Origin of the sequence: Candidatus Chloroploca asiatica (assembly GCF_002532075.1) — a bacterium.
Classification (GTDB): domain Bacteria; phylum Chloroflexota; class Chloroflexia; order Chloroflexales; family Chloroflexaceae; genus Chloroploca; species Chloroploca asiatica.
The window spans coordinates 1-23913 of the sequence record NZ_LYXE01000174.1 but is presented as its reverse complement, the minus strand read 5'-3'; the positions used below and the strand labels follow the sequence as shown (position 1 = coordinate 23913).

The window sequence follows — 23913 nt, the reverse complement described above, 5'->3', positions numbered from 1 at the left end:
GTGCTCTTGGTGCGGGCCCTGAACCACCAGTCCATCCCCATGCCGCAACGCTTGTCCCCCGAACCCTGGCCAACGACACCGCCATACCATCCCGAAAGAAACGAACGTCATGACGCTCCCTCGGCCCGTGAATAAAAAAACCTACCCCCAAAAGGAGGCCTGGACCGATAGCCAGCGCCTTGCGAAACTCTTTGCCGAGGCGAAGATCGCCCTGCTCTTTGCTTGCCGTGGCGCAGCGATCTTGCCCGACGCGGCCCAACCCGCCCACGGCATGCTCAGCGGCGTTGCCCAGGCGCTCAATGCCGAGGGTGTCCCGCTGGTTCTGGCGATGCAATTCACGGTGCGGATCAGCGCCGCGACCCGCGCCGTCGATCTGCTCGTGCGCGACCTCTACGCCGGCCATAGCATCCAGGCCAGCGTTGCGCGCCTGCGCCGCAGCCTCTTTGTCGAAGAGGATGACCAGCGCTCGTGGTATGTGCCCACGCTGACGATCCGTAGCCGTGCGATTGGCCCGCTCAACATCATGCCTCCAACGCAAGTGGAATCTGATGCGCAAGCAGCCGTCTCGCTCCTGGCCGCGCGAGAACGTAGCGCCGCCTTCCAGGCGGCGGATGCGGCGGATGCGGCGGATGCGCCGGACGCCGCAAGGAGCACCGCCTTAACGCAAGCGGAATCTGATACGCAAGCAGCCGCCTCGCTCCTGGCAGTGCGAGAACGTAGCGCCGCCTTCCAGGCGGCGGATGCGGATGCGGCAGATTCGCCGGACGCCGCAAGGAGCACCGCCTTAACGCAAGCCGAATCTGATGCGCAAGCAGCCGCCTCGCTCCTGGCAGCGCACGAAAGGAGCGCCGCCTTTCAGGCGGCGGATGCGCCGGACGCCGCCTGGAAGGCGGCGCTACGTTATCAAACTGAAAACCCCTTCATTGTCGGCGCTCCTGTGCCACCACATCGCTTCTATGGGCGTGAAGAGGCGCGGCGTATGCTGCGCAGTCGTCTCGGCTCACGTGATAGCAGCCAATCGGTGAATATCGTGGGCTGGCGCCGCAGCGGTAAGAGTTCTTTGCTAACCTATGTATATCAGCAAATTCACGAGTTTTGTGCCCCAGAAAAACAACCCTTGCCCATTATGCTCAGCCTGCAAGACCAACGCTTTCACACGCCCACCGGCATCAATGAGGGCCTGCGCCGTGCGATTGAGCAGGCCACCGGTCAGGCTCCGTGGCAACGCAGCGAGAATGGCGACCTCTGGGCGATCAATGATGGCCTGGCCGCACTGCGCGACAGCGGGCGGCGCTTGATCATCCTGATCGACGAGTTTGAGCAGATCAGCACCCGCTTGGCCGAGTTTGTGGACTGGGGCAGCGATTGGCGCTACAAAGCGAGCGACGCTGGCTACTTTGGCCTCGTGATCGCCAGCCTGCGCCCAATTGGCGAGGGCTACGCTTCGCTCGGTCTGGACTCCCCGTTCGGCAATATCTTCTTGCAGACGGAGCTGGGGGCCTTCACTGAGCCTACCTGGCACCAACTGGTTCACGACGGCTTTGCCCAGCAGCAACTGAGCGCCGCGCAGCTCGCCCTACTTGACGAGCTTGCGGGTGGCATGCCCTACTACGTGCAACTGGCGGCCAGCCTACTCTGGGAGCAACCCGAGCCGACGTGGGTTCGCGAACAGTTTGCCTTGCAGACCGCGCCGCGCTTCGCCGAACTGCTGCGCGATCTGAACGACCTCGAAGCGCACGCACTGCGCTACGCCGCCGGACTGAGTGGCCTTGTCGCCCCCGAACCCGCGCTGGTGCAGCGCCTGCACCGACTTGGCCTGCTACGCAGCGATGGACACCTCTTTAGCAGCGCCCTGGCAACCTACCTGCGGGGCACGCGATGAAACAGTTGCTGCGCGAAACCTGGCAGATCTGGTATTGGGCCTACTTCCACCCGAGCAGGTTGCAGGCGTGGATGCGTGAGATGCCCGATGAAGTTGAGACAAGAACCCGTCTCATCGCCGTCTTTCGCAAGCCACCGTTCGCCACCCGCTTCGCTCTGCTCGCCCTGCTCTTGCTCGCCCCGATGATCAGCATGGTGGCGTGGCAGGGGCAGTCGCTCGATTGGCTGCTTGTGCTGACGGCGCTGGTCTGCCTGTATGGGTTGACGCTCTTTCCCTTGGCTATCAGCCTAACTACGCCCTGGCTCTTTCTGTTGGTCTATAGCCTTCATCCAGACGCAATGCGTCAAGCCCTTGTGGTGACGGGTGAAATCCTACCGCCATGGCCCCAACTCGTGCTGGGGATTGGCGTCTACACCCTTGGTTTGGTGGCGACAAGCCAGCTTGGTACCTGGCTTTGGGAGCAGGAGCGGGTCTGGCTGGGGCGGCTGACGCTGGTGGTGGGGCTGACCTGTAGCGTGGTGCTGGGTGCCTGGTTGGCAACAAGCAACTGGGAGTTTACCATTCTTTGGGCACTGTTCATCAGTATCTTGAGTATCTGGGCTGTTCGTGATGAACCTCGTCGAGGTGGTTTGCAGGCGTACGGCGTGGCGTTCTTGGTGGCGTTCTTGGTGGCGGGCAGCGTGGCGTTCTTGGTGGCGGGCAGCGTGGCGGGCCACGGGGCAGTCGTCGTGGCGGGCAGCGTGGCAGTCATCGTGGCAGTCGTCGTGGTGCTCGGCGTGGCGAGCAGTATGGCGGGCGTCGTGGCAGTCGGCGTGGCGCGCAGTGTGGCAGTCGGCGTGGCAGTCGGCGTGGCAGTCGGCGTGGCGGGCGTCGTGGCGGTCGGCGTAGGCGCATTGTCCAGCCTCGCGCTGCCCTGGCTAGCGCTGGCAGGATGGCTGTTAGGGACAGCCCTGGCGGTCTGGCCCTGGCGTTGGGCTGGAGTGGTGCTAAGTATACTGATCTTTGCCCTTGGCTTCGACGCGCATGGCTTGAATGCCGCGTGGGTGGCGGTAGGAGCGCTGCTTGGTCACTCCCGCCTGTTGCCCTTTTACCTGGGGCAGGCGCTGTTGATCGGGTTAGCGGGCCAGGCTCAGGCCAACCAGCGCAGCCGCTGGCCGCGCCTGAACATTGATCCTGTTGCGTTGCTCCGCCGCCTGCCGCCCTACAGCAGCGAACTGCTCTGGCTGCCGCTGCCGCGCCATGATCGGCTGCTCAGTGCCGCTTTTGCGTCCGAGCAGTCAGTTGGCATGCAAGCCATCGATCTGATGCGCACGTCGCCCTATCCAGGCTTTCGGCGCACGGTTGAACGGGCACTACCCCAGATTGTCGCCGCTTATCTCGCTAAGCTGCCGGATCTTAACCAACTGCAATCGATCTCCGAACTCCGGCATGCTCCGTTGTCGATGCTTATCCCGGTCTTTTATCAAGCCAGCGAAGACGGGCAGCGTCAACCGGTGCTGGCTCAGCCGAACGATGAACTGAGCACGGTCTTCCCGCGCTTGTTGGATCTCGCCGACAATCTACAGATTGTTCGCGACAATCCCAATCTGGCGCTGGTTGAGCAAGGGCTGGGTACCATACGGCGCGATCTGGAAAGCTTTCAAGGCCAACTCCCCGGACTTGGTTTGCGCCGTGAGCAACTCGATCGCTGGCAAGCAATGTTTACGCAGTGGAATATGCTGCTTGTAGAAGAAGCCAGAGAGCAGCGCAAATTCACGCAGGGCGAAATTGCCAACCCCTTTTTCACTGGCAACCCGCTGCAACTCAATCAACATGCGCTCTTCCGGGGGCGGCGCGAGCTAAGCAACGATTTGCTACGGGCGATCTATGACAAGAGCCGCCCGACGGTGCTGCTCTATGGTCCCCGGCGCTTTGGCAAGACGTCGTTCCTGCGCAACTTGCCCAAACTGCTGCCCACAGAGGTTCTGCCGATCTTTTTCAGTATGCAGGAGCAAGCATCACTGGGTAGCGTTGGCGATTTCTGCTATGGCCTGGTACGGGTGATCATTCGTGATGCGAAGATCCAGGGGCTGCGTCTGCCCGCAACAGAGCGCAACGATTTTCTGCGCAATCCCTATGCCGCGCTACAAGATTGGCTCGATGCCGCGCTGCCCAGGCTGGATTCGCGCCGCCTGCTGATCTGCCTCGATGAAGTGGAAAAGCTGGGGGCAACGATTGCAGCAGGCAAACTGGAACTGAGCATCTTCGACCAGTTGCGCGAACTGATCCAGCACAGCGACATGGCCTTCCTCTTTTGTGGCGGCGTACAGCATTTCAGCGAGCTTGGCCCGAATTGGAGTAGCTATTTCATCAGTGTGCGCCCGCTCGAAATCGGCTATCTGTCTGCAGCCGAGGCGCACAGCCTCTTGACCGAGCCGCGACGCGGTGAGCCCTTTGAGTTGAGCTACGCCGAGGGCGTGGTGGAACAGATTATCGCGTTGACCCGTTGCCAACCCTACCTCGTGCAACTCGTTGGCGAGACCCTGGTCAACGAAGCCAACCGGCGCAAGGTACGGCACGTTAGCCCCACCATGCTCGAAGCGACGCTTCCCCTGGCGCTGCGCAACGGCCCCCCCTACTTCGACAACCTCTGGCGCGAGCAGGTTGGCAACACCGCTGCCGAGGTTGCGGCAGGCCAGGCGATCCTGCGTGCGCTCGCCGACGGGCAACCCCTGCCGACGAGAGACACCAGCGCGGCGCAGGCGGCCCTGCGGCGCATGCAGCGCTACCGGATTATCGAACTGGTCGGCACGAGCTACCAGATCGAGGTGCCGCTCGTGGCGCGTTGGGTGCGCGAGTGCAGTGAACTGGCGACATAGGGGGCTGTCTGGTTGGGAGTTAGGTCGATGGCATGTTTCGTCACCACGGCTGCGATAACCGCTCGATGACGTCCCTGCGCGCCAGCACCCGGGAGCAAAGCTCCCAGCGATCCTTGGCGGGGTCGATGGTCTCCTGGTAGCGCAGTTCGAAGACGTCGCGGGCCTGCTGGCGCAGGTGGATGTATTCATCCATCATCTCTTCAAGCTTCTCGATGGTCTCGATCCAATCGTCCTCGATGGTGTCCGGTAGGCCGCCAAAGATGTCGTAGCGATCCTTCATCCGCCGTGATAGTACCTGGTAGACCCGCTCGTCCTGGGTCTCGTGGTAGACTAGGTTGAGCATATCGACGCTGCGCCGCGCCTGGCCGAAGCGCTTGATTCGTCCGAGGCGCTGCTCTAGTCGTGAGGGGTTCCAGGGCAGGTCGACGTTGATCAGGGTGCCAAGGGTTTGCAGGTTGAGGCCCTCGCAGGCCGCGTCGGTCGCGACGATGAGCCGGATCTGGCGTTGTTTTACCGCTGCCTTGATTGCTTCACGTTCGACCGAGGCGAAGTCCTCGCCACGAAAGATGCCGCTCTTGCCGGTGCCAGCATAGATGCCGACCGGCTCACCTGGGAGCAATTGGGCAAGCGCTGTGCCAACGGCATGGGCGGTGTCGTAGTATTGGCTGAAGATGATGCAGCCGTGTTCGAGCCAGGTCTTGCCGTCGCTCCGCTGGTCGGTGAGAAAGCTGCGTACCGCGTGCAGCTTGGGGTCGCGCGCTTCTGGCCGCGAGAGTTCGGTTACGATCGTGCGCAGATGGCTGGCCTCTTCTGAGGTAAGCGCATCGAGCGCCTCATCCACGAGTTGGGTCTGCTCTTCGTCCTCGAGCGTCTTGCGCTGCAGCATGCGCTCGGCTGTCGCTCGGCCTGACGCGAAGCTGGAGCAGATCCGCTGGAGCAGCAGGGTTTTCATGAAGCCTGCGGCCTTGGTTCGTTTGCGCAGTGCTTCGGTGAAGGCCTCGGCGGCCTCGTAGGCTAGGTTGAAGGGGTGGTTGGTCAGCAACCCTAGGCCGCTGAAGCCGATCCCGGCATAGGCCGTCGTCGGCGCATCGAGGGCGGGGTGGACATGCACGGCGATCTTCTCTAAGAGGCCGACTTCCTCAAGCGTCTGCCGTCGCCGTAGCACCGTATGCCGCACCACCGGGTTATGTTCGCGCAGAAAGCCGGGGGCGAGGGCCTGGCTGACCGCCTGCTGTTCAAGGAAGCCAAGCGAGCCGATGCCCCGATCGGTGAAGAAGGCTTGGTCGGCGAGATCAAGCTGCAAGCGCAGGGTGGCAAAGAGCGAGTCGTCATGGCCTGGTGGCAACGGGTTGCGCAGCCACTCCCAGACGTCGCGCTCATCGGCGGGAATTTCATCGCCTTTGACGATCGGTAGCGCTCGTTCCCAGTCGGTCCACAGGCTCGCCCATTCACGACCGAGCACAAAATCGGCACCGGCATTCAGGATACGCAGCAGGTTCCAGAGCTCGTAGACCTCGGTCTGGATGGGTGTCGCCGTCCCGAGCAGCAGGTGACACGTGCGCGGCCCGATCTTCAGCATGAAGTCAAGCAGATTGTTTGGCTCACGCTTCTTCGCGCCAAACCCGCCACGCTGACGCGCTTTGTGCGCCTCGTCGAGGATCACGGTGCCGAAGCGACAGCTGAGCAAGTGCTCGCGCTCATCCGAGTCGTGGAAGATTAGGCCGGTCGAGACGATCGCGATGCGGTAGGGACAGCGTGCGATATCTTCTGCACCACGGGTTCTGATCACGTGGCCCTGTGGGTCGATCCAGACCTTCTTGGTGGAAGACCAAACCACGCTCGGGATGCCGAGTTTATCGGTCAGTTCCATCTGCCACTGGAGGGTCAGGGTCGAGGGGCAGAGGATGAGCACCGGACCATCTTCGAGGAGGGCGGCGAGCATGGCGCTGGCCGCCAGCGAGAGAGTCTTGCCGACGCCAACCTCGTCGGCGAGGAGCAGCCGAGCCTTGCCGTAGGTCTCGCGGTGCTGGAGAAAGAGGGTCACAAACGAGCGCTGCCAGGGCTGGAGCTGCTCGCCGCCCCGGTAGATCGGGCTTTCGGCCAGCGCCGCAGCGGGTAGCTCTTTGGTGGCGACATCCTTGAAGCGGATCTCGACCCGGTCGGCAACGCGCTTGATCTCCTCAATGATCGCCTCGGGCAGCGGGTAGGCGTCCTGCCAAAGCGCTGCGAACTCTTCTTCGACCCAGGCAATGCCTTCGGCGGAGGTGTCTTCCCAGAGCAGTTCGTAGTTCTGGGCGAAGGCACTGCGGGTCTCATTGGTTGAGCCGAGGAAGCAACTCTTGGTGCCATCGGCCGCCTCGATCACGCCGGCCTTGCCATGAATAAAGACCCGATCCTTCGGCACCACGCGAATCTCGACCCGCCCGCTGGCGAGGAGTTCATAGAGTTGCCGGTAGCGCTCGCGGTGCAGCAACGCCTCAACTTCGGAGGGCACTTCGTTCCACCGCGCTTTGAGGGCGCTTTCGCGGGCGTGCTTTGAGATCGTGATGTCAGCAACGTCAAGCTCACTATTGCAGACGATTTGGACGCTGGGGATGTCGGCGATCGCCTCGCCCACCAACTCGAAGATCGAGCTGCGAAAGTAGCCGGCGATGCGCTTGTATGATCGGGCACCCTTGAGTCGGTCGCTCAGAAAGGCTTTGTCGAGTCGCTGGCGCCGCGAGGAGAAGCGCTGGATCATCATACTACCAACTTTCCGTGGATGAGCCGCGAAAGAATGTTGATTTGAGCCGCGAAAGAACACAGAGAGCGCAAAGGAGATGTATTTTTTGTCGGGTCTTTGCGTTCTTTGCGGTCTTTTGCGGCGATGATGGGCTGTCGTTTTTGAGCCGCAAAAGAGCACAGAGAGCGCAAAGAAGATTGATATTCCTCTGATCTTTGCGTTCTTTGCGGTCTTTTGCGGCGATGATGGGCTGTTATTTTTAAGCCGCAAAAGACCACAGAGAGCGCAAAGGAGAATGTACGGTTGTCGGGTCTTTGTGTTCTTTGCGTTCTTTTGTGGCGATGATGGGCTGTCACTTCTGGGCCGCGAAAGAACACAGAGAGCGCAAAGAAGAATGTACGGTTGTCGGGTCTTTGTGTTCTTTGCGTTCTTTTGTGGCTTGCATAGCCTATCCTAGTCGTTGGTTCCTGATTAGTTCGCGTACGATCCGGGCGGCGCTGGCTTCTTCTGGGCGCAGCGCTTCAAGTTGGTGGGCTAGGTAGTCTGCGAGGTCGATCGCGAGCTCGCGCTGGGTCATGTCGCCGTAGTAGTTGGGGATGTTCAGCGTGAGGTGGGCCAGCACTTCGTTGCTGTCTATGTTCTTCACCATCTCCATCATGGCGTAGAGTACGGCGCGCAGGACTGACTCGTACAACTCGGAGCCTTCGCCCATCTCGGCGCGGCCAAACTCGACGGCGCTCTTGAGCCGGGCGTTGTTGGCTTTGTGGCTGGCGAGCAGTGCCTTGAAGTCGCGTACCTTGAAGGCCTTGGCGAAGTTTTGGTAGTTGTCGACGGTTTTTGCGCCACGGGCTTCTAGGTCGAGCAGTTTGAGGTAGAAGCGCTCGGCCCCGCTGAGCTTGTCCCAGTGCTGTTTGGCGATGCCCTGCGGCACTAGGCATTGGTTGGCGGTGTCTACGGCGAAGCCGATCAGCCCGTCCACAAAGGTGGTCTCGCCTTTGACCCGCGGGCGCAGCGCCTCGGCGGTCATATCGCGGCCATCAATGATTGCATAGCGCGTAAGCGTGCGCAGCGCCGCTGCGTAACCCGCCATCTGGATGTCGGCGTCCTCGAAGACGTTTTCGTCACGGTAGAGCCCCTTCGCCGCCTGATTCAGGCCGGTGAGCGCCTGTACCTGGGCCTCGACCTCCTCCTGGATCTCCCAGGCTAGGTCGTCACGGGTGGTCTTGTAGCTGCCCTGGCGCTTGCGGCAGACCAACAGCACCGTGCCTTTGACATGGCTGCCGGCGCGCAGGGCGCTGTCGGTCTCGGTGGCGACGTACCAGGCGGCGGTGACCTGCAAGCCTGCGGCCCAGACGATGTTGGCCATGTCGGCCCAGATTGTGCCGGACTGGTGGGTGAACATGATCACCTGGATGCCATTGTCGGGCATGCATTCGGTCATGCGCTTGTACGCGGCCACCATACCCCGCCTGAACGCTTCGCCCTCGCCCTGAATTGCCAGCGCCCGCCGACTATCCCAGACCCAATCGGCAAACTCCGGCGGCGGGTTCTTGCGCAGCCAGGCGATGAAGAAGTCGAGGATCTCCTCGTATTTCACCGCGTCACCGTAGGGGGGGTCGGTGATGAAGATATCCGTTTCTGTTGTGATTTCGTTGGCCGGGATGGTCAAAAGATCAACGTTAGTTCTAATATGGAACGCTTTCGGATTAAATTCGATAGCAGGACCTAAATATTGGGTGGCCCGGCTACCATAATCAAACAGAGGGTTTAATGCTTGATTACTAAACACTTGTTGAACACTTCCGCCACCACCATCAGTTCTGTGCCAAACGCTTAGCCTTGCGTTAATATTTAGCGCCTTCATCAGGGCAAGCATATCTGCGCCAGAACTAACATTCTTCCGAATAAGTCCTGCTATCAACAATTGACGAGGATTAAATAAATGATGCCAATAAGTCCAACCGCGTGTGCGTATTGGCTCATCAGTCTTGTCTCCTGGTTCAATTCGCATATCCGGTATCCAACCGTTCACTTGCCAATTGCGCAGGTTCTCAGCGACAAATTGCTCAACAACTCGTTCTCGCTGCAAATCATCTTCTTTGACCACACGAAATTCATATTCATCGCCCCTGCCTGTTTTCTTCGGGCGCATCCATTGAATACAGTAAAGTCGCTCTTGAAAGATGTCATTGGAGTGCGGCTTGATATCAGAGTAATCCCACAGACGAAGACGATTATTGTTGCTACCATCAGAATTACGATAATCGCCACGAATCGTACTTATCTTCGTTCTGTATTCCACACCGTTAACGGTATGGATCATATAGGATTCTTGTCCGCGACCGTCTGATCGCACTGTACCCTTTGCCGCTGCAGCCAATGTTTCATTTGCAACACCGGAGCTAATCTCTATCTCATATCGCTTGTGTTGATGATTCGGAATCAATCGAGCAACTACACGATATCCTTGACTAATCACAAGTGTTGGTAAAAGCGGGACTGCCCAACCAGTTTGTGGACAGCGAACCTCAACACAATAGAGAAAGACTTTAGCACGCCAGCCATTACCATCTGTTTCGACACCCATTGCGTCGATTTCAGACTGAACACGGTGCATCAATTCCTTTTGTTCCACTGCCAATCGTTCGCGTTTATCGGCTGATGTACCAACTATGTTGAATGCTCCCCAAGTAAGTAGACAGGCAACTGGATTGAGATCTGATGCGTAAATATCGCATCCCATGCGTGCAGCTTCAAAGGGGATTTGGCCTGAACCGCAGAAAGTATCTGCAAGCATTGGACGGCGTCCATAACGCATAATACCGAGTTGCTCAGTAAGTTGATCAAACGAATTTGCACTAGTGTGTAGATGCTCATTGATATAATCCCAAATATGATCGAACAGGTCTTCTCCACACTCATCGCTCCGACTTGCCAATTTTGTTAGATCTCGATATGACGAGTGATAAACTGATGATCGGCATAACGTTAGTGCATAGCGGCTTTCCTTGTCATTTTTTTCTCGCAACCGTTTTTCGAGTGATATATTATCCATCCCCATCAATAGCTCAAAAATCTCAAGGTCTCGCTTAGGATTCTCAGTTGCTGGTAATAGGCATCCCAAGACGCATGCCTTTGCAAGAATCAACGGCTTACGACCTTTCCAAAAGTTTCCTAAGCTCGTTAACGTCTGTCCACCTCCTGCCATGCGCTCTTTGTAGACATCAGCCGACAACTTCTGCACCGGCAGCAGGCGCTCGATCAGGGCTGGAGCGTCTTTTAGTGAAAAGGGTATGATGGTATTAGTCATTGACTTCTCTGAATAGGGGCAGGTCAAGCTGATCCTGCTCGACGGGGCGTGGCGCACGCTTGCGACCGGCGGGCTTTTCACCGTCCGAGAGGGCATAGAACAGGGCGCGTCGCCAACCACGCTCGGTATCGTCGGGCAGGCCGGCCTCGGCGACGGTGATCGCAAAGAGCCACCAACGCTCCTCGGGGCGTAGCGCGGCCCATTTGTTGCAAATCACCGGGATCTGTTCAACAGTCGCGGTTTCGGCGGCCCAGGCCAGGACACACAATTCTTTACCCAGCAAACGATCAACCAGATTGGTGCCGCTATGCCAGCGTCCGGTGTGCAACTTGGCCGTCTTCAGCCGGTCGTTGAACTCGCGCCGGGCAGTCTCGGCGATCCCCGACCAGGCCGCACGCGTCAGGCGCACCCGCTCCTCAGCACGCGGGACGCCGCCCTCCTGCCCACGGTAGCCGTAGTCCTCGCTGATCACCACCGCGTGGGTGCGGGCCTCGGGGATCTCGACCCGGAACAGGTGCGCGCCAAAGGTGACGGGCGCACCAAAATCAACTGTCTTCTGCCGTTCGCTCACTGCTGTACATCCTCTGCCTGCAACACAAGGCCGAGTTTCTCGGCGAAGTCCTTCAGATCATGGCCGGAGGCGAAGTGTGCCTTGCGGAAGGTCAGCGTGATCGGCGTATCCGGCGTAAACATCTCGAGCACCTTGAGCAGCAGCGCCTCGATGAAGGCGGCGCTCACCGCGATCTCGCCCACCTGGACGGCGATCATCTGGTTGCCCTGGCCCACAGTCAGCACCACACCCTCAAAGGTAGCCGATTTCTCGCCGGCCTGCTTGAGCCCCTCAAAGGTCTTGGCCCGCGAGTCGAGCTTGCGACCGGTACGCGAGACGATCTGGCCGGGCTTCAGTGCATCGATCTGTGGGCCGGATATGCCCCTGGCCGGAAAACGAAAGTCATGCTTGGTCTCAAGCCCATCAGCCTCAGCAAAAGCCCGGAGAATTACCTCGCCGTCGCCGATCGCAATCGGCTCGGCATACGCCGTCCCATCACGCGGCTCGCTGCCGTCGAGCGTATAGCGGATCGTCCCACGCGGCGCAACAAACAGCGCGACCCGACGGTGCCCACCTTGCGCGGAAAGCTCGCTCCGCAGCACCAATTTGTTCGACCATGATACCGGATCGCCGGTCTCGTACTGGCCGGAAGGGTCGCAGACCAGAAAGTTGACGCGGAGGGCATTGGTCGTATAGATCGCATCGTGAAGCAGCGCGCTCTTCTCGTTCACCGGCCCATCTTCGGCGTAGAAGATACGTGGCGCGGGGCCGGCATGCTGCGGATTGATCCGCAGGCGCACCTTGCCGGCATCATCCGGTGTTGACTCTGGGATCACCTGAACCGAGGTGCGCTTCTTCTTCGGCTTTTTGGTAACATAGCCGTTCCCCAGATCCTCCCACAGCCCCCGGTTGCAGGCAAGCGACTTCAGCGTATCGAGGCCTCTGGGCGGCAGCCAGGGCATACCAGGCTGCTCGGCATAGCGATCGACCGCATCCGACCAGCGGGTCTCGTCCTGGCCCAGCGGCCAGAGCAGATCCTGGGCCTTATCGCGGATGGCCTCAAACTCCTGATCGACATCCAGATAGAGTTTCAGCGGATTAGCAACCAGAGTCTTCTCGATCTGCTCCTCACCATTGAACGGACGCGAGGCGTCGCGGGTCATGTCCAGCGGCTTCGACACCAATTGCGCGGGCCGCCCGGCGCGCTGGATCGGAAATAAGACCTTATCGAAGAGGTTCAGGATCGTCGCATTGAAATCCTGCTCATAGGCCTGCTGCTTCCGTTCAAGATCATCACGCTGCGGATGGCCCTTCGGGATGCGGCCATCGGCCTTCTGCGCCGCAAAGAACTGGCGGGCCGCCTTCTCGATACTGCCCATCGCCGTCTTGTCGCCGGTCAGCACACACAGATTATTCTTCTGGCTCAGACCCTCGAAGAAGCGCTGGATCTCATCAGAGGGCATCTTCGCATCAGGGCTGATGATCAGCAGCACCCGGCCCTTGCGGACGCGGTCGGCAACCTCATCGAGCCGGGGCAGCGGCAGCACCTCATCGTAGCAGATCTTGCGGCTGGGCTTGAACATCTCGCGCAGGCGATGGCGGATCAGATCATCAACCTGGTTCTCGGGAGCGTCATGGGCCAGGCTTTGGAGCAGCTTGGTCAGGTTCTCCTGGCGATCAAAGTAATAGCGACCCTCTGGCGTATGATGCAGATACCAGGCCACTTGATCGATCTGATCGAACGCCGCCAGAAACTCGGACGGCTCGCGCAGCGGTGAGACCAGACACTCAACCAGTTCTTCGCGGGTCAGACCCTTCACCGCATTCACCGCCGTCGAGAGGCTCGCCGTCAACAGCAGGGCGCTAACCTGCGTCGCGGCCTCCTTGCCAGTCTGCAGATCGATCACCTGGGCATGGGCCGACTGCTGCGCGTCCCAGAGGTCTTTGGCGATCACATCGCGCATCCCGGAAATCTCGGTGAGCTTATCGCGCACATCGGGGATCGCCAGATCGAAATGCTGCGGGCCGATCAGGAAGACATCATTGGCCTGGCGCTCCCAGACCGATCGGAGCAGCCGCGAGACCAACTCGATCAAGCCGCGGGTCTGCTTGAACTGCTCATTCTCCTTGAACAGCGCAATCACATTCTTCAGGCGCGGGTGAAACGGATAGGTGGCCGCGATCTCATCAGCGATCGCCTCGGCCCCCCGGCTCGCCGTCTTCGAGCGGGCGGCCTCTTCAAGCTTGCGCCCAAAAGCAGCGGCGATATCATCAATCTCAGCCTGGTCGGGGAGCACGGTAAAGAGCCGCTTCCGCAGAATGTCGTAGATCTCGTTGGCGGCCAGATCGACCGGCGTGATCGTACGCTCCTGACGGCCCAACTCCGCGCGGGCATCCTCAAGCGCCCGATAGATCAGCTTGGCACCAGTATCGTAGGCCGCAGCCAGGTCAGAGACGACCACACAGACATTCTTCTTCTTACCGGCGGCCGTAAGCAAGTTAGCGAAGGCGCGGGTCGCAATATCGGCGACCGTACCATTGCCGACCTTCTGGGTATCGAGGTAGTGGAAGTAGGGTGGCATCTCATCGAGCAAGATGAGCGTCGGCTGATCACCAGCAAAGAGCTGGAGCCAATCGCGTTCATCAGGAGCCTTCGGGCCGTGCATCCAGAACGCCTTGAACTGCTCGCCACTACCCAACTGGTTCGCGATCTCGCCCCAGAAATAGTGATCGGGGTTATTGCGGCCATTGAACGCGGCGACCTGCGCGGTAGCAAACGACTCACCGTGCCGATTGCCACCGCAGTAGCGTCGGCGCAACGCGATTGACTGAGCGAGCAGACCGAAACCGACCAGCAGGTGGGTTTTACCGCCGCCCATCGCCTGCTTGAGGTGGAAGACCGCCTGGGTTGAGGCACCGGCGAGGCGGGCAATGCCCTCATCGATCAGGTCACGCATACCCTGGGTGATGAACGTCCTGGCGAAGAACGCCTCGCCATCACCCTCGACAGCGATCAACTCATCGAGCTGCTCAATCTGATCACTCAGCTTAATCATCAGCGCATTGGGCTGCAGCTGGCAGGCATCACGGACTGTTTTCATAGCGGATTGCTCGTCTTGTATTCGTGATCGGCGTCACGCATCGGTTGCCAGGGGCGGTTGGGGCGAGTCCTCGCGATGTTCGATCATCAGCACCAGGGAGGCAGCGTGCTCATCAAGCGCGATCAGCGGAACCCAAGCTTTGGGCAACCGCCAAGCGGTACGGCGCTGCAATGGAACACCATCGTATTGCATTATATACCATCTCTGCAACAGCACTGTTACCACAGCCTCAGAGAGATGTGAAAAGAGCATCAAAGACGCAGTAGCATCGTCGCTGCCGGCGAGAATCCCTTCGCAACGTGGAGGTTCGTTCCGTGGCACTAAGACGATCGCCAAGCAGAGCATATAGTCTGCAAGAGTTACAAGAGACTCACGCCTGGCTCGCCCGGCTCGAGCTGTGCAACGACCGTGACCTTGAAACATGCGACGCGCTCCTGAAAGAGACCGATGAGCTCATCGGCCTCTTCATGGCGAGTATCAAGCTCGTGGCACACAAATGATCCCCTCCGGCTTTCATCTTGTATCTTTCGCCGACGCTGCCCCCGTGCGCTTCAGCGACCCGGCCCGGCGGCTCGCGTCTAGCTGGTATGGCGCTATTGACGCAGGGTATGAGCCGTTTGGGGGGTAGGGTATGTGTTCACACGGCCTTGTCGAAATACTACTGGCGGAGCATCGAGAATTGGGCTTTTTGCGCTTTCGGAATCCGGGGCCCATCGCCAAGGGCGGCTACATCGGCGCACAGGCGCTTTGCGAAATCCCAGACAGCGGAATCGAATAGGTGCTTTCGCCGCCATACTGAAACGCGGGTATCGATCTGACATCACCGCACTGGTACGCCACGTGCGCCGGCGTAGCACAATTCGGTGATCTTTGTTGACCAGGGGTAGCCCGTGGGTAAGAATACCATTGATCGCTGAACTCAGCTCTGCAATTGGCGTCTCGTGTGCACTACACGATTGCCAGGCATTCTAGCAAGAACGCCAATAAACCTGGTATGGGGCACCGTTGGCTGGATTGATCTTGCCGTCGGTGACGATCACGCAGTTGGAAAGCAGAAAATGGCAGGGCTTGCTGGCAAACGCCTATCCTTCATTTGCACCGCTGGCAGGCCTAGAAGGCAAGACGAGCGTTGGCATAAAAGGCGCCTCCAGCAAAGTACACGACCCGCCGTCGTGACGTCAAACGCCCGTGGCAGGCGACGTGGCGGATAGCTGGAACCTTCGAACGACGGAGAGAGCGGGGACAAGCACTCGCGCTTTGCTGGGTAGATCTCATCTAGGTTATCGACGCGCCAGCGGTGTCAGATGCAAGGCTTGGTTCGGGCGCAAACTACTCCGCATATTTCGACCTACTTTGCTCACGTGAACGAAGCTGCTGGAAGCCAATTTTATCCTTAAAAAGCCGTATCTCTTCTGCTAAATCGTCATATTTTGAAAGAGTTTGTCTCGACAAATTGGCAATCAAATGACTTGGCAAAACCCTCTTGTTGCTCTTTGTCGATATTGACAGGGAGTTGCTGCTTCTCAAGGCGCTTTGAAGAGCATTCAGTTGAGATCGAATAGCCCCTAATACTACAAGTAAATTATAGCGAAAAGGTACAACTCCCTCCGGTATGTTGTCAGCCTTTTCAAAAAGCTGGTATGCTGAATTTGCACTTTCTAGCAATTTACTGATTCGATGCGCAATTCTGTTATTCTGATCTTGCTTGAGAACGTCCGATGATAATGCAATATCCAATGCAAAATAGAGCGTGTCTTTATGGTTTTCGATTTCTGCCTGATGAGTAAGAAGAACTGATTGTAGTTGCTCTAGGTCGAGGGGTATTTCAAACTCGAGGTATACCCCTTCTTTGGCCAGAGACCTATCCACCACCGATGTTTCAACGAGACGTATCATGACAAGCTCCTAAAGTCCTTGACATACAAACATTTGTTCTGATTATACCATAGGTGTCAAGACTGCAATCGGTACTCTTTTAACGCCGACCTAATTGCTTTTCTGGCTTCACTCAGCTTATTTAAGAAAGCCCCCTCTCGTTGACTACGTGATGCCTCAACTAATGCATTTGATGCTGCCTCTAATAAGTCTACCAAATCTTCAGTTGAGCCGATTATTGGATGATCATCGCGCCTTGTAATGCGTACTATTTCTACATTCATATTGCTAATCTCCTGTCCTATGCTCAGTGAAACATCTCTTTCCAAATCGCCTCGTCTTTGAATAAGAGTCTCCTCTATATTCTCTAACCGTTGTTTGAAATTCTCTAGTCTTGCAACTTCTGCAGACGCAGCAGAGCCAGAGTTAGTGGAAGAGCGCTTTCTTTTGGCGCTATCCGAATCTGGCACAGTTTCGTCTCACTTCTGTTTAATATGCGATAATTCATTGAACAATCAAAAGTGTTGTCTTTTTTGCTATTTCCCTAGTTTTCCTAATCAAATCAGATATTAACTGAGGTATTATTGTTTGAGCATCACTATTTATCTTCAGGGGAGTTGCGAATCTAAGTTTTTGAAGCTGTGAAACAAGTTGTCGAGCTTGACTGAGAAATGAACTTACATCTATCAATAATTCTCTTCGTATATTATCTTTTGCCATCTCTGTACTGTCCTTGCTGATCTCCCCAAGTAATTGCTCGATCGGATTAACAGCTCTGCGGATAAGAAAAATAATTCTTTCCACCTGTGACGGTTTCAAAATAGCAGATGCAGAAACTATTTGTTGAGAAGTTGACAAGTTCCGCACACTTGACCAGTTCATGGCAACGATAAGCTCTTGAATTGTATTATTAAAAGGAGATAAAGCTCCAATTGGTATAATTCCAAGAGCGTCTAGTTGGTCGGGTTCTAAGCAATCTAGCCATTCCGGATTTTGAAGATGATAATTTATTTGTTCTTGAGCTAAAGTTTTCATTGTAGAGAATACTACTGATGTTGGAATACCGAACCCCCCTTTGTATGAAGATTCCTGACGTGTACTCTTTACTATTCCACACACACATCCTGTAGTGCAATTAAGTAAGGGTGCACCACTTAATCCAGGATTAATCTCACCCATTTTGAGTTTGATCATAGCTTCGGGGCGTTCGGTGACGCCCTCCGCCGTTAATAAGACAGGCTCTGCTCTTCGCCCATTCTTCGTTTGACGAGAGAAGCCGTATGTATAGATGTCATCTTTGGGATTAAGGGCCTCGTGTAAATATACGCATGGGTTTATGTCAATCCCTGCTCTCAAGAAGGCTAAGTCTGGGTAATGAATAGAAGATTTCACGATTAAATTAGCAGTTAACGTGTGACCTTGCCAGTATACCCTAATATCTGCTCTTTGGGCAGCAAACTTCTCAATATTATGGGCAACTGTTAATATCACTCCTCTAGCCACAAAAAAACCAGTACCGATAGTCCTGCTACCGGCGTCGATTTGTTCAATTTGAACCACACACTTGTGTAATAATTGATATAAAGGTGATTCCATTATAATTTACAGGTAATCGCGTAGTGTCGGTTGGGTTTTCGCGCCGTTCAGAACGGATGTTGAGTCACTTTGTGGCGATTCTTCCCAAAGCCCTAATTCGACTTTATCCATTCGGTAGACAAAAAACAGAAGGCAGGGTACGCTTGGTTTGGGTTCAACGACCAAGAAGGAACCAACCATGTGCAACCTGCCACAACCGAAAAGCCAGCGGTTTGCGCTGGCTGAGGATGCTGCTGCTTGCCCCGATTCCCTGAGCGCAGCGGGTCTGGGCGCTGCCCTTGCTGAACGTCCTGGCACCCTCGGAACGCGATCACCAGGAGCGTAGGCAACGCTACAAGCAACTGACCGCCTGGGCGTGTCAGGTGATCATCCAAGTCCGTCAGTGGCTGCCCGGACGGCTGTTGGTGGTCGTTGCGAACAACAGCTAGATTGCCATCGAGTTGTTGGCTGCCTGTCAGGGCTTGCTTATGTTGGTAGCCATTGTCGCGCAGTTGCGGCTCGATGCGGCCCTTTACGACCCGGTTCCACCACCCGTGCCAGAACAGCGCGGTGACTATGACCACCATCAGCAAGCCCAGAGTGTCCACGAAGATGTTCCGCTTGCGCTCGTTGACGTTTTTGCCTTTGTCATGCCCGCACACACCGGGAATCTGCGTGGTTTTGCCGCTTTGACTGTCGAGACAATCCGCTGTGGGATGTTTCTGGCGTCCCGCCTGCTGGCGTACCCGTGCGGGCAAGTTGTCTTGGATGCACTGCCACGTGCCATCATTGCGCCAGATGCGGACATAATCGTCGACCGTTTTCCACTTCGGATCGTTCTTGGGCAGCATGCGCCATTGGATACCACTGACGACAGACAGGATGGCCTTGATGATCAACCGCATGTCGACGCTCCGAGGACGGCCACCGCGCTTGGCCGCAGGGATCAGATCCTTGATACCATTCCACTGGTGGTCGGTCAGGTCAGTTGGGTAGGTTTGGTTCTTTATCCCCCAAGTGTACCTAAACCTGGCCGGACGACCGCCATCTTTTTCAGACAGCGTCTCAAGGCCGCTCTAGTACTGTAGAAAGAGAAAAGGTTCGCATCACTTTCGAAAACCACCTGCCACAACCAGTAATCGTTTTACCGCTCCCACTCAATTGTAATTTTCAAGTTCCCTTTGGTAGAGCCTTTTACAAGTACGGCTGTTAATAAACCTGGCTCGAATCCAACCTCGATACCAAACTCTATCGCTGCCTTTTTTGGGTCAATCTTCTGGAGTGCGTCATTTGCCATTGACCAAACACCTTCAATTACCTCGGTGATTTGAGGAAATTTTAGTATGTGCTCGGTTGCAGAAACATCCATCTCGCTTTGAATAACACTGGTTTCTACAAAGACTCTTGTGCCATTCGGTAATACAACAGGGAGCCGTTTGGTGTTCTCTTCCATACCGTTATATACTCCTTGTCACTTGGAACTGAATATCAAAATATACCGACGAAACTATACCATAAATCATTCAGAAAGTAAATCTTGAGCTACCACAATACGAACTTTCGTTTCATGAAACGGTTTCAACTTAGGAATGATGCTGTTTTGCGACCGAACATCCAACTTCTTTAAGCTCCCGAGCCATCGCCAGAAACTTGACAGAATCGCCTCAGTGAGCCTGTGCAAGATCGGGCTCGTGCCCTCGGTGCATCACACCGAGGCCATCGTAATGCCTTCGGATCTCTGACATGACGCACAGGCTACGCTCGTGAATAACCGCACGACTCATTCTGCCTACACGTGACCACAATGTCTTCAATTGGACAAATCGCAAGGACCGCAGCTTCCCACCATTGTCGAAGCGAGGGGTCGGCATGCCAGCCGCATTCAAGGGTCGCATAGAGACTGTTGTGAAAGCTATGCGACCAATGTGGCCGGGCCTTCGATTCGCGAATGCCTACGCGCAAATTGTTGATCGTAACAAAGGTGGTCATTGTAGTTATAGAGAGAACGAGCACGATGTTCTTTGAGGAGGATATCATACCCGATTAGCGATCTGGTCTCTCCAAAAACAACAACGCCGCGGCAGCCCTGAGGGCTGCCGCGGCGTTGGCCTGATTATCGTAGGAAAGATGAAAGATGAAAGCGGAAAGATGAAAGCAGGCCGACCTCGTCTCACGGAACTCGCGAAAACGGAGATTCCGTCTCGCGTATCTTGCGAAAACGGAGATTCCGTCTCACATAACGCGCGAATACGGAGATTCCGTCTCACGTAACTCCGGAATACGGAGATCTCATCCAGCCCTTTGCAATCACGCCGGAGCCGGTTCGATCCGCCGCCTGCAATGCGCTGTGGCTTTGCAGCGGGCTAAACCTGGATCTCCGTTTTCTTGAGTTACGTGAGATTCCATTCCATTCCGGAGTTACGCGCGACCCGACAACACGTGTCGGATCTCACGTAACTTGCGAAGAGAATCGCCCCAGAAGGGGCAAAAATCGGCTGAAATCGGCGTTTTGGGGCAGCGAACGCCTCATCGAGGCCGCCCCCGTCTCACGTAACTGGCGAATACGGAGATCCCGTCTCACGTAACTTGCGGATACGGAGATTTCGCGCAGCCCTTTGCGGTCACGTCGGCACGTGCCTGCTCCAACTCCTGCGCTGCGGCATGGCTTTGCAGAGCGCTAAAGCCACATCTCCGTTTTCTCACGTTACGTGAGATTCCATTCTCTTCTCACGTTACGCGCGACCCGACAAGGGGCATTTAGAAGCCAAAGCCTTTGTCGCGCATGGAAAGCCACCGACCCTTGCCCAAAATCAGGTGATCCAGAATGTCCACGTCAAGCAACTTGCCGGCCGCGACGATCTGCCTCGTCACGAGGATGTCCTCGGGGGAGGGATCGACGATCCCGCTGGGATGATTGTGGGCGACAATCATTGCGGCGGCGTTGAACCTGAGTGCTTCGCGGAAGATTTCGCCGATGCGCACCATTGATGCGTTGAGGCTGCCCTGGTAGACGCGGTGGATTTTGAGGACGTGGTTCTTGGTGTTGAGGATCATCGTCCAAAGCTCTTCTTGGTCGAGCAGGCCCATGCGCACCATCAGGAAGGCGGCGGCGTCGGTGGGGGTTTTGACCTGGTCGCGGGTGTCTGGGCGTAGGATCTCGGCGACAAAGGTGATCATGGCCTGGACGTCCTCCGGCACCGTGCCGGTGATCAGCGCCTCTTGCAAATCGCCGTGGTGCGCGGCCAGGTGGCGCAGTCGGGACAGGTCGATGTAGGGGGCCAGGGCTTCACGCACGGCCCCGTTGGCCAGGGGCGGCACGCCGGGCTGGCGGCAGCGGCGGGTGCGGGTGGGGGTGGCGATCGGCTCGGCCAACAGCTCTGGGCTGGGGTCGAGCAGCGTTGTTTGCGTATAGCGCATCGTCTCGTCCTCTTCTTCTTCGTCATGCAAAGACCCCCTGGTGCAGCGAAGGCCGTGCCAGGGGGTGCGTGGGATTTCAGGTTCTTCGTGAGACAAACACCGCCTGGTGCAGCGAAGGCCGTGCCAGGGGGTGCGCGGTGAGCATCAGTGTGTCCGCTGGTGCAGCAATGGGCCGAAGCACGTGAGAGGGGGATGCGTTCGGGATGGGTGAGGGGTCACGTGCTGCGGCCGTACGTCGGTGCGCGGTCGATGTGCGCGGCGCGGCGCGTTGGTGTGGCCGTGGGCCTAGGGCGATTGCATCATACGAAACCGGACACAACAAGACGCGCTATCAGGGCACCCGCAAGGGGTGCCCCTACCGGCCGTCCGGGCCGTCGTGGTGGTGTGCCCGGCCCCGGCGCAACCCGGCGGGGGCCGGGCCGGGTGTACGGGCACCCCTTGCGGGTGCCCTGGCGGGTGCATACACGGAAGATGCAATCGCCCTGACCGTGGGCCGACGCACGTGAGGGGGGGTGAGTTCGGGATGGGTGAGGGGTCACGTGCTTCGGCCTTCCGGCGGTGCGCTTGTCAGCGCAGGGCCATCGGCATGATCAGGTGGACGTAGCCGTTTTGGCCGACGGGACGCAGGACGCCGGGGGCTTGGGCGGTGACCATTTCGAAGGCGACCTGGGGCGTGCCGATGACGGCCAGCGCGTCGCCGAGGTAGGTGACGTTGAGGGCGATCTGGCCGCCTTCGCCGGTGACCTGGCCTTCGACGGCACCGGTGTTCGCGCCGATGCCGGCGGCGTTCGCGCTGAGCATGACCGTGCCAGCTTGGGTCGCGGCGTCGACGCTGACGCTGAGCTTGACGACGTTCTGGCTCACGCGGGCGATCAGCGCGGCGAGCTTCACGGCCCGGTTCAGTTCGCGCACCTCGAGGATGGCCCGGGTGGTGCAGCCTTTGGGCAGGATGCGGGCGACATCCGGGAACTGGCCGTCGATCAGGCGCGTGGTGAGGGTGAAATGGTCGGTGGTGAAGATGGCCTGGGTCGCGGCGGAACTGCCCGTGGCGGGAGGCACCAGGCTCATGCTGACCGGCGCGGTGGTGTCGCTGAGCAACCCGCCGAGTTCGCGCAGGGCCGGGGCAGGAATGATGACCTCCTGCGGCGTCGCGACGGGTTCGGGCAGCGCGATCTGCTTCACGGCAAGGCGAATGCCGTCGGCGGCGGTGAGCGTTGCCACCGCGTCCTGCAGGCGCACCGCGACGCCCGCGAGCACGGGGCGGGTGTCGGTGGTGGCGGCGGCGCAGGCGACCTGGTGGATGGCGGCTTTGAGCGTCGTGGCGGTGAAGGTGACCTGCGGGGCACCGTCTGGCGGGGTCACCGGCACGGTCGGGAACTCCTCAGCGGCGATCCCGTTGAGCTCCGTGCTGAAGCGGCCAGCGGTCACGGTGACGAGGTGGTGATCGGGGTTGACCGCGAGCGTCACGGCGTCGTTGGGCAGGCCCGCGACCAGGTCGGCGAAGAGTCCGGCAGGCAGCAGGACGCTGCCGTCCTGCGTGATCTGCGCCCCAACCCAGACGGTGATGGCCAGGTTGAGATCGGTCGCGCTGAGGCGCAAGCGGCCCTGGTCGGTCGTCAGCAGCACGTTGCTCAGAACCGGGATGACGGCTTTGCCCGGGACGGCGCGGCTAACGTGGGCGAGCGCGTGCTTGAGATTCTCCTGCTGGATGACGAGGTTCATCGGGGATTCCTTTCATGATCATGGAGACCCGCCCCCGCCCAGCCGGCGTGGGCCAGACTGGGCGGCGGTGGCGGGTCGGCGGTTCAGAGGAAGGCGAACGAGACGGTGGGCGATGTGTCGGCTACAGGAAGGCGAACTGGACGGTGGGTGGGTCGTCGGTGGTGGGGTTGCGCTGCCCCTTTGTGCGCCGGACAAGCACTTCATGCCAGGTCATGACCTGGCTGTCGTGGGCGCTCGGGGCCGTGGCCTCAGCGGTGAGGCGGGACAGGACGGATGGTTCCGTGGCCTCGTCCGTGAGGCGGGACAAGACCGGTGGTTCCGACCGCGCCGCGACCACATGCGGCGGCAGCACGAGCCGCCGGGTCGGATCGGGCGGGGCGACCTGGTCAGCGCTGACGCCGACGAGATCGCGGGCACCGACGTCCAGCGCTTGCTTGAGCTTGGCCCCCGCCGTGGCGAGCCGGGTGGCAATCGTCGTGCGCGTCGTGACGGTGTCGTCGTTCATCACCCGCTTCGCGAGCTCTTGCAGCAGGGACATGCCAGGGTCGATCTGCAAGAGGCCCGAACTGAGGTCGTCACCGTTGAGCAGCGTGGCCGCCGTGGCTTTGCTGCCGATGATGTCGAGCGCCTGCGCGATCATCGTGTCGTCGTAGCCGAGCCAGGTCACGTGGCAGGCGCGGGTCTGCGTCGGTCGCAAGGCGCGCTTGCGCGCCTGCATCGCCCGGTAGAGGCTGTAGGTCGGCTCGGCAAAGACGATCTCGGGCCAGGCGATGAGGTTCATCCCGGTCTCGACCAGGCCAGGATGACACAACACCACATGCGTTCCATCCTGCGCGCGGGCGGCGAACCAGGCCCCCCGCGCCCCCGGTTTGACCGTGGTGCTGCGCAGGATGGCGACCTT

16 protein-coding genes are annotated in these 23913 nt (G+C 58.3%); 2 read left to right on the top strand and 14 right to left on the bottom strand.

Going from position 1 to position 23913, the window contains the following annotated elements:
* Positions 1 to 109: 109 nt before the first annotated feature.
* A complete protein-coding gene (locus A9Q02_RS20985; RefSeq protein ID WP_097655032.1) occupies positions 110 to 1882 on the top strand; it encodes an ATP-binding protein in 1773 nt (590 codons plus the stop codon).
* The gene (locus tag A9Q02_RS24980) at positions 1879 to 4740 is read left to right on the top strand and encodes an ATP-binding protein (protein WP_245860794.1); all 2862 of its coding nucleotides are present in this window, start codon (positions 1879 to 1881) and stop codon (positions 4738 to 4740) included. Before A9Q02_RS20985 ends, A9Q02_RS24980 begins: the two co-directional genes overlap by 4 nt.
* Positions 4741 to 4780: 40 nt before the next feature.
* Here A9Q02_RS24980 and A9Q02_RS20975 read toward each other — a convergent pair whose 3' ends face one another.
* From A9Q02_RS20975 to A9Q02_RS24475, 14 genes are all read right to left on the bottom strand, one after another.
* On the bottom strand, positions 4781 to 7483 hold the full coding sequence (locus tag A9Q02_RS20975; RefSeq protein WP_097655031.1) for a phospholipase D-like domain-containing anti-phage protein: 2703 nt from the start codon (positions 7481 to 7483) through the stop codon (positions 4781 to 4783).
* A gap of 427 nt (positions 7484 to 7910) precedes the next feature.
* Positions 7911 to 10772 carry an anti-phage-associated DUF1156 domain-containing protein gene (locus A9Q02_RS20970; RefSeq protein WP_097655030.1) on the bottom strand — a complete coding sequence of 954 codons (2862 nt, stop codon included), beginning with the start codon at positions 10770 to 10772 and terminating at the stop codon, positions 7911 to 7913.
* Positions 10765 to 11343, bottom strand: coding sequence for an anti-phage-associated DUF3780 domain-containing protein (locus A9Q02_RS20965; protein WP_097655029.1), 579 nt, complete (start codon positions 11341 to 11343; stop codon positions 10765 to 10767). Before A9Q02_RS20965 ends, A9Q02_RS20970 begins: the two co-directional genes overlap by 8 nt.
* Positions 11340 to 14423: an anti-phage-associated DUF499 domain-containing protein gene (locus A9Q02_RS20960; RefSeq protein WP_097655028.1), complete on the bottom strand. Its 3084-nt coding sequence runs from the start codon at positions 14421 to 14423 to the stop codon at positions 11340 to 11342. Before A9Q02_RS20960 ends, A9Q02_RS20965 begins: the two co-directional genes overlap by 4 nt.
* A gap of 33 nt (positions 14424 to 14456) precedes the next feature.
* The gene (locus A9Q02_RS24485; protein WP_172451239.1) at positions 14457 to 14615 is read right to left on the bottom strand and encodes a hypothetical protein; all 159 of its coding nucleotides are present in this window, start codon (positions 14613 to 14615) and stop codon (positions 14457 to 14459) included.
* 167 nt (positions 14616 to 14782) lie between these two features.
* Positions 14783 to 14917, bottom strand: a complete 135-nt coding sequence (locus A9Q02_RS25100; protein ID WP_281256940.1) for a hypothetical protein — start codon at positions 14915 to 14917, stop codon at positions 14783 to 14785.
* Between the two features lie 835 nt (positions 14918 to 15752).
* A complete protein-coding gene (locus A9Q02_RS20950; protein ID WP_097655026.1) occupies positions 15753 to 16319 on the bottom strand; it encodes a hypothetical protein in 567 nt (188 codons plus the stop codon).
* A 56-nt stretch (positions 16320 to 16375) separates the two neighbouring features.
* A complete protein-coding gene (locus A9Q02_RS23940; protein WP_141509101.1) occupies positions 16376 to 16768 on the bottom strand; it encodes a hypothetical protein in 393 nt (130 codons plus the stop codon).
* Between the two features lie 34 nt (positions 16769 to 16802).
* Positions 16803 to 17894: a S1 family peptidase gene (locus tag A9Q02_RS20945; RefSeq protein ID WP_097655025.1), complete on the bottom strand. Its 1092-nt coding sequence runs from the start codon at positions 17892 to 17894 to the stop codon at positions 16803 to 16805.
* Positions 17895 to 17986: 92 nt separating this feature from the next.
* A complete protein-coding gene (locus tag A9Q02_RS25440; RefSeq protein ID WP_281256941.1) occupies positions 17987 to 18856 on the bottom strand; it encodes a transposase in 870 nt (289 codons plus the stop codon).
* Positions 18857 to 19017: 161 nt separating this feature from the next.
* On the bottom strand, positions 19018 to 19326 hold the full coding sequence (locus A9Q02_RS20935) for a CU044_2847 family protein (protein ID WP_097655023.1): 309 nt from the start codon (positions 19324 to 19326) through the stop codon (positions 19018 to 19020).
* 1304 nt (positions 19327 to 20630) lie between these two features.
* Entirely contained in the window at positions 20631 to 21320 is a 690-nt protein-coding gene (locus A9Q02_RS20930; protein WP_245860793.1) for a JAB domain-containing protein, read from the bottom strand.
* Between the two features lie 537 nt (positions 21321 to 21857).
* Positions 21858 to 23012, bottom strand: a complete 1155-nt coding sequence (dnaN, locus tag A9Q02_RS20925; protein ID WP_097655021.1) for a DNA polymerase III subunit beta — start codon at positions 23010 to 23012, stop codon at positions 21858 to 21860.
* A 121-nt stretch (positions 23013 to 23133) separates the two neighbouring features.
* The coding region (locus A9Q02_RS24475) for a hypothetical protein (RefSeq protein ID WP_216361573.1) at positions 23134 to 23913 on the bottom strand (780 nt) is incomplete at its 5' end.